Here is a 15,346-nt window from a genome sequence, read left to right on the forward strand (position 1 = left end):
TGAGGAGCAACATCTGGTGACGGGCGGAGGGCATCGGTCATGCAAATTCGCCCTGAACAAACCAGCCGGGGTTCTGTGGGGTATAAAACAGCCAAAGCCGCCGCCCCTGTCGCGTTTCAACCCGCCAATAATCCCGCAACCCAGAACGCCAGTTATCATCCTCCAACCACCATTCCGGCGCTATACGTTCGGGACCCGTGGCACGCCCGGTGGTTAAAGACATCCGCCGCCAGCGAAACTGTTTGGGGGGGCGCAGGCCAGTTGCTGCAATGGCTTCTGGTGGGAACAGACAGATAGGACGGGGCTTTGTGCTGATCCAAGGGCCGGCGGGGTCTGAGTAAGCGGCAGGTGCAACCATAAAACTACGCTCGGGAATGTGACTGTCAGCCGCAATAAACTGATGAATATTTTCCAACCCAATCCGAGTTCCAAGACGGGTGACCAAATCATCCAGCCGGTCTCTGCCGCCATCTGACACATGGTTAAGCTGCTGCACAGGCAAGGTCTCGACCTGTGTGGCCTCTAGGCGCAGTTGATCAATGCCAAACCCCGCGTCGATCTCTGTCAAACCACGTTCAAAAAGCGGAAGGATGCGCTGTGGATCTCGCAGCGGGCGGGCCAAACGTAGCTCGACCTGCTGTTGGCCCTGATCGACCCGACGTAGAGTCAGGCAAAGCTTACGCGCACCCATCCCTTGAGTCTTCAACTTTGCACAAAGCTGGAAAAGCAGCCGCTCTGTGCCCGCCATCACATCGGAGAGCAACCCAATGGGCTCGGGGACGGTCATCCGCACCGCATATTGCACCGAAATTGATAGGGGAGAAATCTCCTCCGGTTGCGCGCCCAGAGCCTGATCCAATCGCCCTAAAAGACTGGGACCAAAGCGGCGGTTCAGTGGCGCACGAGCCGCTTGGACCAGATCGCCAATGCTGCGCAACCCCAACCTCTGCAAGGCCACGGAAATAGGCTCCTCTATACGTAAAGCCGCCACAGGCAAAGACGTTAAAGCCGACAACATATCGCCGGGTGGGGCAATGCCCTCGCCATAATGCGCCAAGGCCCAAGCCGCGCCCCGTGTGTCTGCGCAGCCTATGCACGCAGAGAGACCCGCCCGCATCAGACGAGCCTGCATATCGGCCAACATAAGCGCCTCCCCCCCAAACAGATGCGCCGCCCCCGTGATGTCCATCACCAGCCCATCTTCCTCCAAGCCGACCCATGGGCAATAGCGCGTCGCCCAGCGACCAAGCAGGCGCAGGAACCGATGATCTTGATCCACATCCGCCTCACGGCTTTTCAGAATTGGGCAAAAGGCGCGCGCGTCAGCATAAGACATCCCTCGATGCAGCCCCTGTTTAATTGCGGCGGTGTTCAGGCAATAAATCCGGTTGGTATTTTTCTGGTTCAGCGTCAGTGCAAAGGGCCCATCCACCGGGCGCTGGCGCAAAACCCGATCACTTGCCAGACGGGGAAACCATAACGATACGATGCGACGCTGCGTCCCAAAGAACATGCCATGCTCCAAGCGTTCCTGATTTGTTCTTTATAAGTTCCCAACTCTGCAGTGTCGAGTCCTCCGCCCGTTGATCAGCATCAAAAATCGGGGAACATCGCCACCGAGTTTGCGCCGCATTACTGCCCATGCCGTCAGGAATAATCGCAAGCCCAGTTGATTCTCCAGCCTGCGCGGCAAGTTGCAAACGCCGCCCTTCGGTCAGACCGATCGGTTTATTTAGGGCCATAACAACAAGTGAGACCGCCTTTGAGCGCAGCGATTCTTCGGCGATCGCAAGGGTATCCAATTGGGTTTGTGTGATGCAGACCATCACCTCAGACGGATTCACAAACCCCGCAAATCCCACGGGGTTGATCTGGTGCTTGTCCCAACCTTCGCGGATCCACAACACCGGACCACCACACCGCGCCGCGAGGGCAAATGCAAACATGTAAGCCCCAGCACCGCACACCTCATGTGTACGAGTCTTGATCGGCGGAAAAAAAGGCACGTTAGAAGCAGACGTCATCCATCAACAATACCATCACCAGACGCGATGTGAAGAGCGCCCGTTGTAGAGCCGAGACTGCATAAAGAGCCTCATGTGTGCGCTTTTGGGCGCGCAACTCACTCCGCATCCGCCAAGTCGCGCCGCCTTTTGCGCATCCCTCCCGATCAAAACTCTTCAGATCTCTTGTCAGGCAACGCCAGCACCATGAATTTCGTTTGACACAGCCCAGTGCGAATTCTAAGACCCGCGAACAATTTATGCGACGACCATTGACCGGAGTACGCGCCCATGGCTTGGCTAGATTCCCGCATCCCAAAACGCATTTCGCCTGCGCCATACGACGCGGCCGCAAGACTCCGCGCGCCCCTTCTTAACAGTTTTTAACCAAGGTGCACTCGATTGCCTCACAAACTCCCCCTTTCCGCTTCAATCTACGGCATCGACCGTTGGGGAAAAGGGCTCGTCACCACCCTGCAAAATGGAGATGTGGCCCTCTGTGATCCTGCGAACCCGCATGTGGCGCCCTTTAGCCTACCCGCCATCCTTCAGGATCTGCAACAACGCGGCATTGCCAGCCCCCTATTGCTGAGGGTTAAAAGCTTTCTTGAAACCCAAATCGCCCAACTCAATAACGCATTTGACAAGGCCATCGCCCAATACAACTATCGCGCGCCCTATCGCGGCGTCTTCCCAATCAAGGTCAATCAACAAGCTCAGGTCGTTGACCGCATTGTCGATTTTGGCCGCCAGTATGATTTTGGTCTGGAAGCGGGTTCCAAACCAGAGCTCGTGATTGCGCTGGCGCACAAATTATCCAAAGACGCGCTCATTGTATGTAACGGCGTAAAGGATGCTGAATTTGTACGGCTTGCAATCCTATCTCTACGGCTCGGATTTAATACGGTGATCGTGCTGGAAAGCCCCAAAGAAGCAGAAATCGTAATCGAGGTGGCTCAAGAGCTAGGCATAGACCCGCTGTTGGGGGTGCGTGTAAAACTGACCAATCAGATCAGTGGAAAATGGCAAAGCAGTTCTGGCGATCGCTCCGCATTTGGCATGAACACAGATCAATTGATGCGAGTGGTGGACCGCTTGCGCGGCGTTGGCCTGCTGCATTGCCTCAAACTGCAACATTCGCACTTGGGAAGCCAGGTGCCAGACGTTAACGACGTGCGGCGCGCCGCAACTGAAGCATGCCGATACTACACAGAAATGACTCACGAGGGGGTGCCGCTCACTCATCTTGACCTCGGCGGCGGTCTGGGGGTGGACTACACAGGCGAACAGCGGGCCACTGAGAACTCCGTCAACTACACAGTAGAGGAATACTGTTCAAACATCGTAGAAACAGTGGCCTACGCAATGGATGCCGCCAATGCCCCCCACCCCATTCTGGTGACCGAAAGCGGGCGCGCAGTGTCAGCCACCTCTTCTATGCTTGTGTTTGATGTACTGGAAAGCACTCTGTTTGATGCCCCAGACGCACCCAGCGCCCAAAGCGACGACCATCACTTCGTCACTGACCTGGCCGCAGTGCTGAGTTATTTGAAACCGGAGCGGGTTCAAGAATGCTGGAATGACGCTCGCTTTTATCGCGACGAATTGCGCGCGCTCTTCCGGCGTGGCCATGTAGATTTGCGCCAAATGGCACGTGCTGAGCGCATCTATCTTAACCTTATGACACACATCAAAGATTTGGTTCGGACCACAGAACCTGAGAGCGACCTGAGTGACGAACTCAAAAAGATCGCAGATGTCTACCATTGCAATTTTTCGCTGTTTCAGTCGCTTCCCGATGTGTGGGCCATTGACCAACTTCACCCGATTGTGCCGCTTCAAATGCTGAACACCCCACCGGATCGCCGAGCGGTACTGTCAGACATCACATGTGACAGCGACGGAAAAATCGATAAGTTCATTCTGGCCAATGAGATCGCCCCCTCTTTACCAGTGCACTCACTGCCCGAAGATCGCCCCTATTACCTCGGCGTCTTTTTTGTTGGAGCATACCAAGAAACTCTAGGTGATCTGCACAATCTCTTTGGCGACACCAACGTGGTCACCATCGATCTGCGTGCGGATGGTGGCTTTGATCTGCTGCATGAACAAGAAGGGGACACAATTGCAGAGGTACTATCCTATGTTGAGTATGATCCAGCCGACTGTATCGCAGCTTTCCGCAAGATGGTGGATGAGGCGATTTCTGCAGGTAAACTCGCAACTAGCGAACGTAAGACGTTGATCGGGGCGTACCGCGATTCGATGAATGGCTACACTTATTTCGAATAACTTTGGTCAGGAGGCTAAAATGGGAAAAACACTCGTCGTAGGCGCAGGTGGTGTAAGCCACGCTGCCGTCCACAAAATGGCGATGAACGCTGAAATCTTCACAGAGATCACTTTGGCCAGCCGGACCAAATCGAAATGTGATGCCATCGCCAAAAGCGTAAAAGAACGCGTCGGAGTGGACATCAAAACAGCTCAGCTGGACGCGATGGACATCTCTGCAACTGTAGCGCTGATCAAAGAAACCGATGCCGATATCCTCGTGAACCTCGCGCTGCCGTATCAAGACCTAAAACTAATGGATGCCTGCCTTGAAGCCGAGTGCCACTACCTCGACACCGCAAATTACGAGCCCGAAGATGAAGCCAAGTTCGAATACCACTGGCAGTGGGCCTATCAGGACAAATTCAAAGAGGCTGGCCTTATAGCCATCCTCGGCTCAGGCTTTGATCCAGGCGTGACATCCGTTTTCGCGACATGGCTGAAGAAACACAAGCTCGACACCATCCGCCAAATCGACGTGCTGGATGCAAACGGCGGCTCCAACGAGCAAGCATTTGCTACCAACTTCAATCCTGAAATCAATCTTCGCGAAGTGCTGCAAGAAGCACGCCATTGGGAGCAGGGTGATTGGCAGACCACGCCGGCCATGACCCATAAGGTCGCGTTTGACTTCCCCGGTATTGGCCCAAAAAACATGTACCTTATGTATCATGAGGAATTGGAAAGCCTGTCTACCCACTTCCCGGAAATAGAGCGCGCCCGCTTCTGGATGACCTTTGGTGATGCCTATATCATGCACGCCAAAGTGCTGGAAAACGTAGGCATGACCCGGATCGACCCAGTGATGCACAATGGCCAAGAGATTATCCCGATCCAATTTCTCAAAACCCTACTGCCCGATCCCGGTGATCTTGGCGAGCAGACCAAAGGCAAAGCCTGCATTGGCGACATTGCCACGGGTCAGGCCAAAAACGGCTCGGGTGAAAAAACATACTATATTTACAACATCTGTGATCACGAAGAGTGCTTTGCAGAGGTGGGCTCCCAGGCGGTATCTTACACCACCGGCGTACCGGCTATGATTGGCGCAGCACAGGTCTTGAAGGGAAATTGGGCGGAGCCGGGCGTGTGGAACATGGAACAACTCGATCCAGACAATTTCATGGACATGCTGAACGCGCATGGCTTGCCATGGCAAGTGCAGGAACTCGACGGCCCAGTCGATTTCTAAAATTACCTAGGACGGCATTTGTGCCGTCCTCATTGGCCTTGAGGAGCCGCAGATGGCCGACATGATGCAAACCAAAGCCGGCGATGCGAGCGTTTTTCGCAGCTTTGACCTGAGCCGTGTCCCTTCGCCTTGTTTCGTGGTCGACGAGGTCGCGATTGAACGCAACTTGCACATTCTAAAAGACGTCTCCGACCGCTCCGGCGCCCATATACTCGCAGCGCTCAAAGCTTTTTCGATGTTCAGTCTTGCGCCACTGGTGCGCCAATATTTGTGCGGCACCTGCGCGAGCGGCATCTACGAGGCCCGTTTGGGGCGCGAAGACTACGGCGGCGAGGTGGCCACCTTCTGCGCAGGTTACAAAGACAGCGACATCGACGAAATACTTATGTTGTCTGACCACGTTATCTTCAACAGCCCTGCACAGAAAGACCGCTTTCTCGCCAAAACACGGGCTGCAGGGGTCTCCGTCGGCCTACGCATCAACCCAGAGCATTCAGAAGGTGAGATCGCCAAATACGATCCCTGCGCCCCGTGTTCTCGCCTAGGCACACCGGCCAGCAAACTGTCACCTGAAGCCCTCGCCGGTGTAGACGGGCTACACATGCACACACTCTGCGAGCAGGGCTTTGAGCCACTAAAACGCACATGGGATGCTGTTGCGCCCAAGCTTGAACCCTATTTAGACCGGCTCAAATGGCTTAACTTCGGCGGCGGGCATCACATCACCCGCGCAGACTATGACCGCGACGCTTTGGTGAGTTTCCTCAGAGAGATCCGCGAAACCCACAACGTCGAGGTCTACCTCGAACCCGGTGAGGCCGTGGCTTTGGACGCTGGCATTTTGGTTGGCGAAGTCCTTGACCTTCCCACCAATGGCGTTCCGCTGGCAATCACGGATATTTCCGCGACTTGCCATATGCCTGACGTGATCGAAGCCCCCTATCGCCCCGCACTTATTAATGAAGCCCAAAAGGGCCACACCTACCGTCTTGGCGGGCCTTCCTGCCTCGCAGGCGACGTGATCGGGGACTACACATGGGAGCAACCTCTTCAGATCGGTCAGCGCTTCGCCTTTCTTGATCAAGCGCACTATTCCATGGTCAAAACCAATACGTTCAATGGCGTGCCCTTGCCCGCGATATCACTGTGGAATAGCGACTCGGATTCTCTCACCATGGTAAAAACCTTTCACTACAGCGATTTCAAGGACCGCCTGTCATGAGCATCTTTCTAAACTCTGAACTCGCACCAAGTGAGCGCACCGAAGACGCTCTGTTTCATGTCCTTCCGCTTCCATTGGAGCGCACCGTGTCCTATGGCGCAGGCACCGGCGCAGGTCCTGCAGCCATTCTGGAAGCCTCCAACGAGTTGGAACGCCTCTGCCTTGGGTTTGAGCCTTGCGAACACGGCATTTTCACCCATGAAGCCATGGCGTGTGACGGCCCATTGTCGGCGGTTATGAGCCGGATTTCGAGTCACACAGAAACCATTGTGAAAGCGGGAAAGATCCCCGTCACCATTGGCGGAGAACACTCTTTAACCTATGGCGCTGTTTCCGGCGTCATGCGTGCGCTGAACCAGCCGGTGGGCATCATCCAGATCGACGCCCATGCCGACTTGCGCATCGCTTATCAGGGAGAGAAACACTCACACGCCTCAGTCATGCACCTGCTGTCTGAAGAGCATGACATCCGGCTTGCCCAATTTGGGGTGCGCGCGCTCTGCGCGCAAGAGGCCGAATCCCGTGCCTCCAATAACGTCTTTTTTGTCGACGCCGAGGATCTGGTCACCAAAGGCCTGCACGCGATCGATCTACCCAAGGACTTTCCTGACCTAGTGTATGTCAGCTACGACGTGGATGGGCTTGATCCCAGTCAGATGCCCGCGACCGGCACTCCCGTTCCCGGCGGGCTCAGCTATTACCAATCACTTCACCTGGTTGAGAATGCGCTCAAAGGGCGCAAATGTGTGGGCATCGACGTGGTTGAACTGGCGCCAAATGGCGACGAAACATGGGATTTCACCGCTGCACAAATTGTCTATCGTTTGATGGCTGCCGCCATTAGCTAGCTAACAATGCCCCGCTGGCTTTGTGATCGCTTGGAGACATACCAAACTTGCGTGAGTATTCGCGACTGAATTGAGTGGGGCTCTCGTAGCCAACATCATAGGCCGTCGCCGCAACCGATAGCTGCCCACCGGTCAGCAAGCGCCGCGCTTCCTGAAGCCGCAATTCCTTCTGATACTGGAGTGGCGTGGTTGAGGTTACGGATTTGAAATGCTCATGAAACGCCGACAGGCTCATTCCGGATTCAGCGGCCAAGTCTGTAACGGGTATCGCGACCCGATAGTTGTCCCGGATGTACGCAATCGTTTTGGAGATTCTGCTCGCCGGACTCTCGCGTCGCAGCAGCTGCCGCAACATACCACCATGGCGCGCCCGCAAAAGACGAAAATGAATTTCCTTGAGCACCAGTGGTGCAAGCGCCTGTCGCTCCACCGGATCGCGTGACAGCCAAAATAGCCGTGCCACCGCATCCAGCAACGCCGCATCAGAGACGGCTGCGTCTATAGAATGTATATCATCCGCTATATCTTTGATACCGCCGATCTCATCGTGGAGACTGCGCACCAGCGCCAAGTCCAATTGCAGCAACAACGCCGTATAAGGCGAATCTTTGCTTGCCTCGATGACCGCCGCCTCAACGGGCACCGCGTGGCTCACGATCAAGGTATCTCCCGCACCATAGCGGATGACGCGACCACCCTGATAAGCTTCTTTGGTTCCTTGCAGAACCAAACACATGATTGGTTCATAAAATGCGGCGGAGCATTCAGTGGTCCTATCATTGGCAAATGCAAAAAAACCATCGATCCCTGTGGCGCACCCAGCGCCCAAAGCCCCTTGAGATCTCACATGTTCAAAAACGTCATGAACCAGATTTTTAGGTACCATCCCAGTCACTCCCTTCCAAAAAAATATAGAGGTTTGAGAGGACATGGGAATAAAAAAACCTACCTCCCGGAGAAATAGGCAAACGATTTGGAGAATAAGGCACGGCACAGATCGGAGGTCATGCTAGATTGAAGCGACACCACTTGAGGAGTCTTTCTTCAAATGCCTCAGACCATTCTAATCACCGGCGCATCTTCTGGCATCGGCAAAGTGACTGCAAATTTCTTCGCCGAGCGTGGCCGGAACGTTGTTCTCATAACACCCAGGCCGGAGAAAGAAGAAGAGCCGACACGCATTGAAAGCACCTTCGCACCCCGTCTGGCGGTGACAGCCACCTTCATCGGCGGCACGAAAGCACAATTCGGCCTGCAACAACTAGAGGAAGGGCAATCATGTACAAAGAGGCATTAGTGGCAGGAGGCTGGGCCGTAGTAACTGGCGGAGCCAGCGGCGTCGGCTTTGCAGCCGCCGAGCGTTTTGCTCGCGCTGGCCTGAGCATCATGCTCGCCGATCTTCCCGGCGCAGCACTGGACAACGCTGCAAAATCAATCGGTGACATATTAAAAACTGGCGCCGAAGTTGCTGCCGTTCCCACAGACGTCAGCGACGTTTCAGCCGTACAGGCACTGGCAGATGCCGCCTTTGCACATGGCGAAGTTGCCATTTTGATGAACAATGCCGGTATTGGTCTCCCCAGCAGCTGCTGGGACCAAGCGAATTCATGGCGCACGACACTGGAAGTCAACCTCTTTGGCGTCATCAATGGTTTGCAAGCCTTCCTTCCACGGATGGTGGCTGCAGATCGGCCCGCCGTAGTGATCAATACTGGGTCTAAACAAGGCATCACAACACCGCCCGGCAACCCGGCCTACAACGTGTCCAAGGCGGGTGTAAAAGCCGCAACCGAGAGCCTCGCACATGAGCTACGTGAGGCCGGTGCGCCAATTTCCTCCCACCTCTTTGTGCCTGGCTTCACCTACACCGGCATGGTGGCGGCGCGTATTTCTGAGAGACCTGCTGCGGCTTGGACGTCGGAGCAGACAGTAAGTTACCTGATCTCGAAAATGGCAGCCGGGGATTTTTACATCCTTTGCCCCGACAACGACGTTTCACCAGAGCGTGACAAACGTCGTGTGAAGTGGGCTGTAGGCGATATTATAGAAAACCGCCCTGCCCTGTCGCGTTGGCACCCGGACTACGCGGAAGCCTTCGCCGACTTCGAAAAGTCGAACTAAGCACTACCTAGCCAAAAGCCAAAGGGAGACGCGCAAGCCATGGCAATTTCGCTCAAACTCAACGGTAAGACTCACCAAGTAGAGGCCGAACCCGGCACCCCACTTCTTTGGGTCATCCGTGACGAACTCAAACTCACTGGCACCAAATTTGGATGCGGGATCGCGTCATGCGGCGCCTGCACCGTACACCTAAACGGTGAGCCAGTGCGGTCCTGCCAGACCTTCATCGAAGATGTCGCGGACGCAGAAATCACCACCATCGAAAAGATGGAGGAAGACAAAGTCGGCGCCGCTGTACAGCAAGCATGGCTGGAACTGGACGTTGTTCAGTGTGGTTACTGCCAATCTGGTCAGATCATGAACGCTGTCGGCTTGCTGCGTGAAAACGCCAAGCCAACTGCGGATGAGATCGACGAATACATGTATGGCAACGCCTGCCGCTGTGCCACCTACCAGCGTATCCGCGCCGGTGTGAAGCGTGCAGCCGAAATTCTGGAGGCATAAGACAATGACTGTTAATCTTTCTCGTCGCGGCTTTCTCAAAAGCGCAGCAGCGGCCGGCGCAGCACTCTACATCGGTGCCAACGCCAAAGGCGCAATGGCAGCCTCCGGTTCTGCTGATGCGATGCTCAACCACTTCGTCAAAATCGGCGCAGATGGCAAAGCCATAGCAATGGTCAAACACGTGGAATTCGGCCAAGGCCCAGCCACCGGCCTGACCACGCTGATCGCCGAAGAACTGGGCGTCACCATGGATCAGATCACCTATGAGTTCGCCCCGTCGAACCCAGAGGTCTACAACAACCTGTTCTTTGGTCCGTTCCAAGGCACCGGCGGCTCTACCGCCATGGCCAACTCTTGGATGCAGTACCGCACCGCTGGCGCAGCCGCCCGCGAGATGCTGATCAACGCTGCCGCCAAAGAGTGGGGCGTAGACGCTTCGTCCCTGGACATCGTTGACGGTATGATCACCGACGGCGGCAACTCTGCATCCATGGGTGATTTTGTGGCAGCTGCTGCTGAGATGGAGGTTCCAGCCGAGCCCCGTCTGCGTGATCAATCTGAGTGGAAGCTGATCGGCAACACCCAGACTCGTCGTCTGGACAGTCCGATCAAAGTCAACGGCCAAGCATACTTTGCGATGGACGTTCAGCTCGACAACCAGATGGTCGTCATGGTGCGTCGTACCCCTCAAAAAGGCGGCGTTGTGGCCAGCTTTGATGACAGCGCCTCCAAAGAGGTCAAAGGCTTCATCATGGCGCAGGCCCTGCCAACCGGTCACGGTGTTGCGGTTTACGCCGAAAACACTTGGGCGGCGATGCAAGCGCGCGAAGCCCTTAAAGTTGTATGGGACATGTCGGCGGCTGAGACGCGTTCTTCCAGCGAGATCAAAGACGAGATCATGGCCGCTCTGGCAACAGAGCCGACCTACAACGTCAACAAAGCGGAGCGCGCAGCTGTCAAATCCAACGTTGAAGCCGCAGCGCAAGTTGTTGAGAGAACTTTCTACTTCCCACTCCTTGCACACGCACCAATGGAACCGCTAAATTGCACGATCGAGCAGACCACAGAAGGCAAAATCGTGCTGCATGATGGCGCGCAGATGCCGACCGGTCCGCACATGGCTTACCAACAGATCTTTGAACTGCCCGCAGACATGATCGAAGTGAACAGTCTGCTCGCCGGTGGCTCTTTCGGTCGGCGCGCCACACCAGATGCCGATTATCAGGTTGAAGCTGGACTGGCTTTCATAATGACCGACCGCTCCCGCCCGGTGAAACTGGTTTGGGATCGTGAAGACGACGTGCGTGGCGGCTACTACCGTCCGGCCGTTGGCCACAAAGTGCGCGTGGGTCTGGACGACAACGGTACCATCGTGGGCTGGGATCACCAGGTTGCCGGTCAGTCGATCATGAAAGGCACCGCCTTTGAGGCGATGGCCGTGATTGATGGGATTGACCATTCCACTGTGGAAGGGATCGCAGACAGCCCATACTCTATCCCCGGTCAAGCTCTGGGTCTGACCGACACCGAAAAAGCGACCTCCGTTCTATGGTGGCGCTCCGTGGGTCACACACACACCGCTTATGTGATGGAAGTGATGATGGATCTGGCAGCGAAAGCTGCAGGTCAGGATCCGGTCGGCTTCCGCCTGTCCTACCTCACCGGCGAAGGTGATGCCGCGCGTAAGGCCGGTGTTCTGAAGCTGGCGGCTGAGAAGGCTAACTGGGGCAATGTTCCTGAAGGCCGAACTCAAGGTATCGCGGTGCACAAATCCTTTGGGTCCTACGTGGCCGAAGTGGTAGAAGTGTCGGGCAACAACGACGACGGCATTGTTATCGAAAAAGTCACCGCCGCTGTGGATTGCGGCATCGCCGTGAACCCGGACACTGTGATTGCCCAGATTGAGGGCGGCATTGGCTATGGTATCGGCCACGCCATGCGCGACCAGATCACACTGGACGGTGGTGCAGTGGAACAGGCCAATTTCCCGGACTACGAGCCTCTGCGCATTTCGGACATCAAAGCGATCGAGACTCACATCGTGGCCTCTGCAGAGGCCCCTTCCGGTGTTGGTGAGCCTGGAACACCTCCGTCTGCACCAGCTCTGGCAAATGCGATTGCGGCTCTGCCTGATAATCCGGAGCACGTCGTAGAGTTGCCAATGAGCGAAAACGGCGTCTACTTCGCTTAAAAACACGTCCGCCCCTTTGGCTTACGACAGGGGGGCGGGTATTCCGACCGTTGGAACGCATGCGACGATGCACGCAATTCACCGCATAATTTTCATGAAGGCTTTTCCTCTACAATCACACATTGTTTGTTTAGATTTAATCCCGTACACAAAGCTTACAAATCGTCGTTTTTGTTTCCAAATAAGTCATAGTCGGATGAAGGTGTGGAGCGTATTTCCGAAAATAGTCTGGTGGCCAAAAACCTATGCGAGCGTGATGGCCGTGACTTCGCTGATACATTTCGCTTTCAGTTCACGCTGTCAAAGACACCCCTTGAGACTTGTCCGTCTTGGCTCCCTTACAAGGTTGGAGGGTGGATCCTTCAGGCCTGCCCTGACTTACCAGTCACCTCTGTATTGGATGCCACAGGCGAACTTGTTGGGTGGTTTCTTGGCATTGGGATCACACGCGACGGTCATCCTGTAAAGCAAGCTCTGCTCCTACCATCAGAGCAAGGCGCCGACAATTTTTTTGAAACAGCACAAACGGTTATACATGGAATTGCTGGGCGCTTCACAATTGTCCTCTGCACTGCACGCGGCGCGCGCATGTACTTTGACGCAGCACTTGACCAATCCGTTGTCTATAACCCGCAATCCGAATTGATCGCCTCAAGCAATACGCTTGCTGCGTATGGCGAGGCTCAAAGTAACACGTTTTTTGACCGAGACGCCATTCTGAACGGCCATCAGTACTACGGGTTTGAGCACACGAGTGATCCACGAGTGGTAAGGGCATTCCCCAACCATTTTTTGGACCTTAAACACTTTAAACTAAAGCGCATTTGGCCTCTGTCCGACACGGCATTTGACGTAATGCGCCCCCGGCGAACCGGTTTAATCCATCGCATGGAGCGCCGGTTGACGCAAATCATGCACGGCCTGCTGATGAACTTCGATTGTTGCCTGCCGATCTCCGGCGGCCATGACAGCCGTTTGCTGCTCACCTTTGGCAAAGGACAGCTGGACAAACTCAACTGTGCTTTTTCTCACGCGACCAACCACAACACACTTGTCGACAGCTTAATCGCCTCCAATGTGTGCAAAGCTTTTGGCATTCCTCACCATGTGATCAACGTGTTTGATGACACGCACAAAGAGGCTTTGACACGATGGAACAATACGCAGCGCTTTAACGACGCGGCCATTCGGACCGGCTTTGAAGCGGGAACCCGTGACCCTCGCGCAGGGCTGGCCAACGTTTTGGCTCCCAAACACGATGTGCTTATCCGAGGCAATCTGATCGGCATTCTTAGCGCACAGCAATATGGTCGACATCTGCTGGACAAACCATTCGACCTAAATTTCGCACTGTCCCGCTTACGCATCCAAAACAAATGGAACCAAGAAGACCTTGACCGATGGGGCGCCCGCTATTTGGAATGGATGAAAACGCTTCCGGAAAATGCACATAGCCGCATTTACGACATCGCGTTTCTGGAGCTTGTGCAACCTCACGCTCTTGGAGCCCTGTTGAATGCATCCACCAACGCCTATCACGTCAATCCCTTCAATGACCGGCTGCTCTTGCACAGTTCAATGCGGTTGCGACCGCGATATCGGCTGTCACGTAAAGCCATGGAAACCATGCAACATGATGGCGCTCCAGAGCTTGGTGTGATCCCTTTCACCTCAGACACAAAACATGTGGTTATGAAGGCATTGGGGAAATCTCCCCCTTGGGAAGATCTGAAAAATCTAGATATCTTGTTGGACACATAATGCCGTGGCCTTCCCTGTGGAAACTGCCGCTTTGAAAGAGTGACATGAACAAAGACTCCAAGCCGATCTATATCCACATTGGAACACAAAAAACCGGATCGACGTCGATTCAGGCTTTTCTTTGGGGCATGCACAAAGAGCTCTATGCAAACGGCGTCAATTTCGTGCAGGCGGGTCGCAAGCGTGCGGCTCACAATCAAATGGCCGTTGTTGAACGCAATGGCGACGTCGCACCATTAATCCATGACGTCATGCATGAGATTGACCGCCAACCCGATCACGTGCACGTTTTGTCCTCTGAAATGTTCTTTCGCACTTCGCTTGCAGATGCCTTTGCAAAGCAATTTTCCGAAGAGTTCAAACACCGCATTCGCATCGTTGCTTATCTCCGGCGTCAGGACAAATTCCTAGAAGCCATGTTCAAGCAGGCGCTGAAAAATGGCCGCTTCCGGGGCACCCCCCAACAATACTGGACACGCCGCGACAACGCGGTGCACTACAGTGAGGTCTTAGACGCCTACTCGGAACTCTTCGGCAAGGACTCTATGATTGTGCGTCCCTTCGAACGCAGCGCCTTTCCTGATGGTGATATCGTCAAGGATTTCGCTGGCCATATTGGCGTTGATACGCAAGTGACGGGAATGCCAGACACACCCCCTTCCAATTTAACTCTATCCTATGAGGTTTCCCATCTCCTCGGCGTTTTGAACCGAACGACGGATATCAATACACGCTATCTGATCCGAGAAATTTCACGTCATAATACGCGAGGCGCTGTGCGTTCCAGTGACTGCTATGTCACCTCAGAGCGTCGAGAAATCATGCAATCTTGTGAAGAAGACAATTCATATGTGCGAAAAACCTACTGTTCAGACCTTTCCGAATTGTTTGATATGTCTGATTTGACCGGAGAGAACGACGATCATCCAGCATCCGAATCTGAACGCCTCGAACGTCTTCAACAAGCAACCTACGCCGTGCTCCGCGCCATCGGGAAAACACACAAAACACGGGTCCGTTGACGCCCCTGCACCGTATTCTGACGCTGGGCGGACTGGCCCCCCGGTAAACGCCGGAAAAATAACAGACAGAAACAGATATTTTCGTCTAAACTGATCTCAAATTGGCTTTGAAAAAGCCGGTTAGAGCAGGCACGTCGAAAACGGAGGCAAA

13 protein-coding genes are annotated in these 15,346 nt (G+C 54.7%); 10 read left to right on the forward strand and 3 right to left on the reverse strand.

Annotated elements, in window-relative coordinates; genetic code table 11:
- Positions 1–37: 37 nt before the first annotated feature.
- Together ABWV47_RS04530 and ABWV47_RS04535 are read right to left on the reverse strand one after the other, a co-directional pair.
- Positions 38–1,513, reverse strand: coding sequence for a Y-family DNA polymerase (locus tag ABWV47_RS04530; protein ID WP_353308764.1), 1,476 nt, complete (start codon positions 1,511–1,513; stop codon positions 38–40).
- A complete protein-coding gene (locus tag ABWV47_RS04535) occupies positions 1,455–2,024 on the reverse strand; it encodes an ImuA family protein (protein WP_353308767.1) in 570 nt (189 codons plus the stop codon). Before ABWV47_RS04535 ends, ABWV47_RS04530 begins: the two co-directional genes overlap by 59 nt.
- A gap of 381 nt (positions 2,025–2,405) precedes the next feature.
- Here ABWV47_RS04535 and speA point away from each other — a divergent pair, with 381 nt between their 5' ends.
- The 4 genes from speA to speB are packed head-to-tail and all read left to right on the forward strand — an operon-like array spanning position 2,406 to position 7,596.
- Entirely contained in the window at positions 2,406–4,295 is a 1,890-nt protein-coding gene (speA, locus tag ABWV47_RS04540) for a biosynthetic arginine decarboxylase (protein WP_353308769.1), read from the forward strand.
- A 19-nt stretch (positions 4,296–4,314) separates the two neighbouring features.
- On the forward strand, positions 4,315–5,526 hold the full coding sequence (locus ABWV47_RS04545) for a saccharopine dehydrogenase family protein (protein WP_353308772.1): 1,212 nt from the start codon (positions 4,315–4,317) through the stop codon (positions 5,524–5,526).
- 52 nt (positions 5,527–5,578) lie between these two features.
- Complete coding sequence (gene nspC / locus ABWV47_RS04550) at positions 5,579–6,748, forward strand: carboxynorspermidine decarboxylase (protein WP_353308774.1); 1,170 nt, start codon at positions 5,579–5,581, stop codon at positions 6,746–6,748.
- Complete coding sequence (gene speB, locus ABWV47_RS04555) at positions 6,745–7,596, forward strand: agmatinase (protein ID WP_353308777.1); 852 nt, start codon at positions 6,745–6,747, stop codon at positions 7,594–7,596. Before nspC ends, speB begins: the two co-directional genes overlap by 4 nt.
- Here speB and ABWV47_RS04560 read toward each other — a convergent pair.
- The gene (locus tag ABWV47_RS04560; protein ID WP_353308779.1) at positions 7,589–8,482 is read right to left on the reverse strand and encodes an AraC family transcriptional regulator; all 894 of its coding nucleotides are present in this window, start codon (positions 8,480–8,482) and stop codon (positions 7,589–7,591) included. The genes speB and ABWV47_RS04560 overlap by 8 nt on opposite strands.
- A gap of 162 nt (positions 8,483–8,644) precedes the next feature.
- Between ABWV47_RS04560 and ABWV47_RS04565 the strand changes: the two genes are divergently transcribed.
- The 6 genes from ABWV47_RS04565 to ABWV47_RS04590 all read left to right on the forward strand — a co-directional run bounded on the left by ABWV47_RS04565 (position 8,645) and on the right by ABWV47_RS04590 (position 15,195).
- A complete protein-coding gene (locus tag ABWV47_RS04565; RefSeq protein ID WP_353308782.1) occupies positions 8,645–8,893 on the forward strand; it encodes an SDR family NAD(P)-dependent oxidoreductase in 249 nt (82 codons plus the stop codon).
- Positions 8,875–9,717: an SDR family NAD(P)-dependent oxidoreductase gene (locus ABWV47_RS04570; RefSeq protein WP_353308784.1), complete on the forward strand. Its 843-nt coding sequence runs from the start codon at positions 8,875–8,877 to the stop codon at positions 9,715–9,717. The genes ABWV47_RS04565 and ABWV47_RS04570 overlap by 19 nt, the downstream gene beginning before the upstream one ends.
- Positions 9,718–9,756: 39 nt before the next feature.
- A complete protein-coding gene (locus tag ABWV47_RS04575) occupies positions 9,757–10,221 on the forward strand; it encodes a (2Fe-2S)-binding protein (RefSeq protein WP_353308786.1) in 465 nt (154 codons plus the stop codon).
- A 4-nt stretch (positions 10,222–10,225) separates the two neighbouring features.
- Complete coding sequence (locus ABWV47_RS04580; RefSeq protein ID WP_353308789.1) at positions 10,226–12,412, forward strand: xanthine dehydrogenase family protein molybdopterin-binding subunit; 2,187 nt, start codon at positions 10,226–10,228, stop codon at positions 12,410–12,412.
- A 204-nt stretch (positions 12,413–12,616) separates the two neighbouring features.
- Entirely contained in the window at positions 12,617–14,173 is a 1,557-nt protein-coding gene (locus ABWV47_RS04585) for a hypothetical protein (RefSeq protein ID WP_353308792.1), read from the forward strand.
- A 128-nt stretch (positions 14,174–14,301) separates the two neighbouring features.
- Entirely contained in the window at positions 14,302–15,195 is an 894-nt protein-coding gene (locus ABWV47_RS04590) for a hypothetical protein (protein WP_353308795.1), read from the forward strand.
- Positions 15,196–15,346 lie beyond the last annotated feature (151 nt).

The organism is Shimia sp. NS0008-38b (genome assembly GCF_040370365.1).
In the GTDB taxonomy this organism is placed as follows: Bacteria; Pseudomonadota; Alphaproteobacteria; order Rhodobacterales; family Rhodobacteraceae; genus Shimia.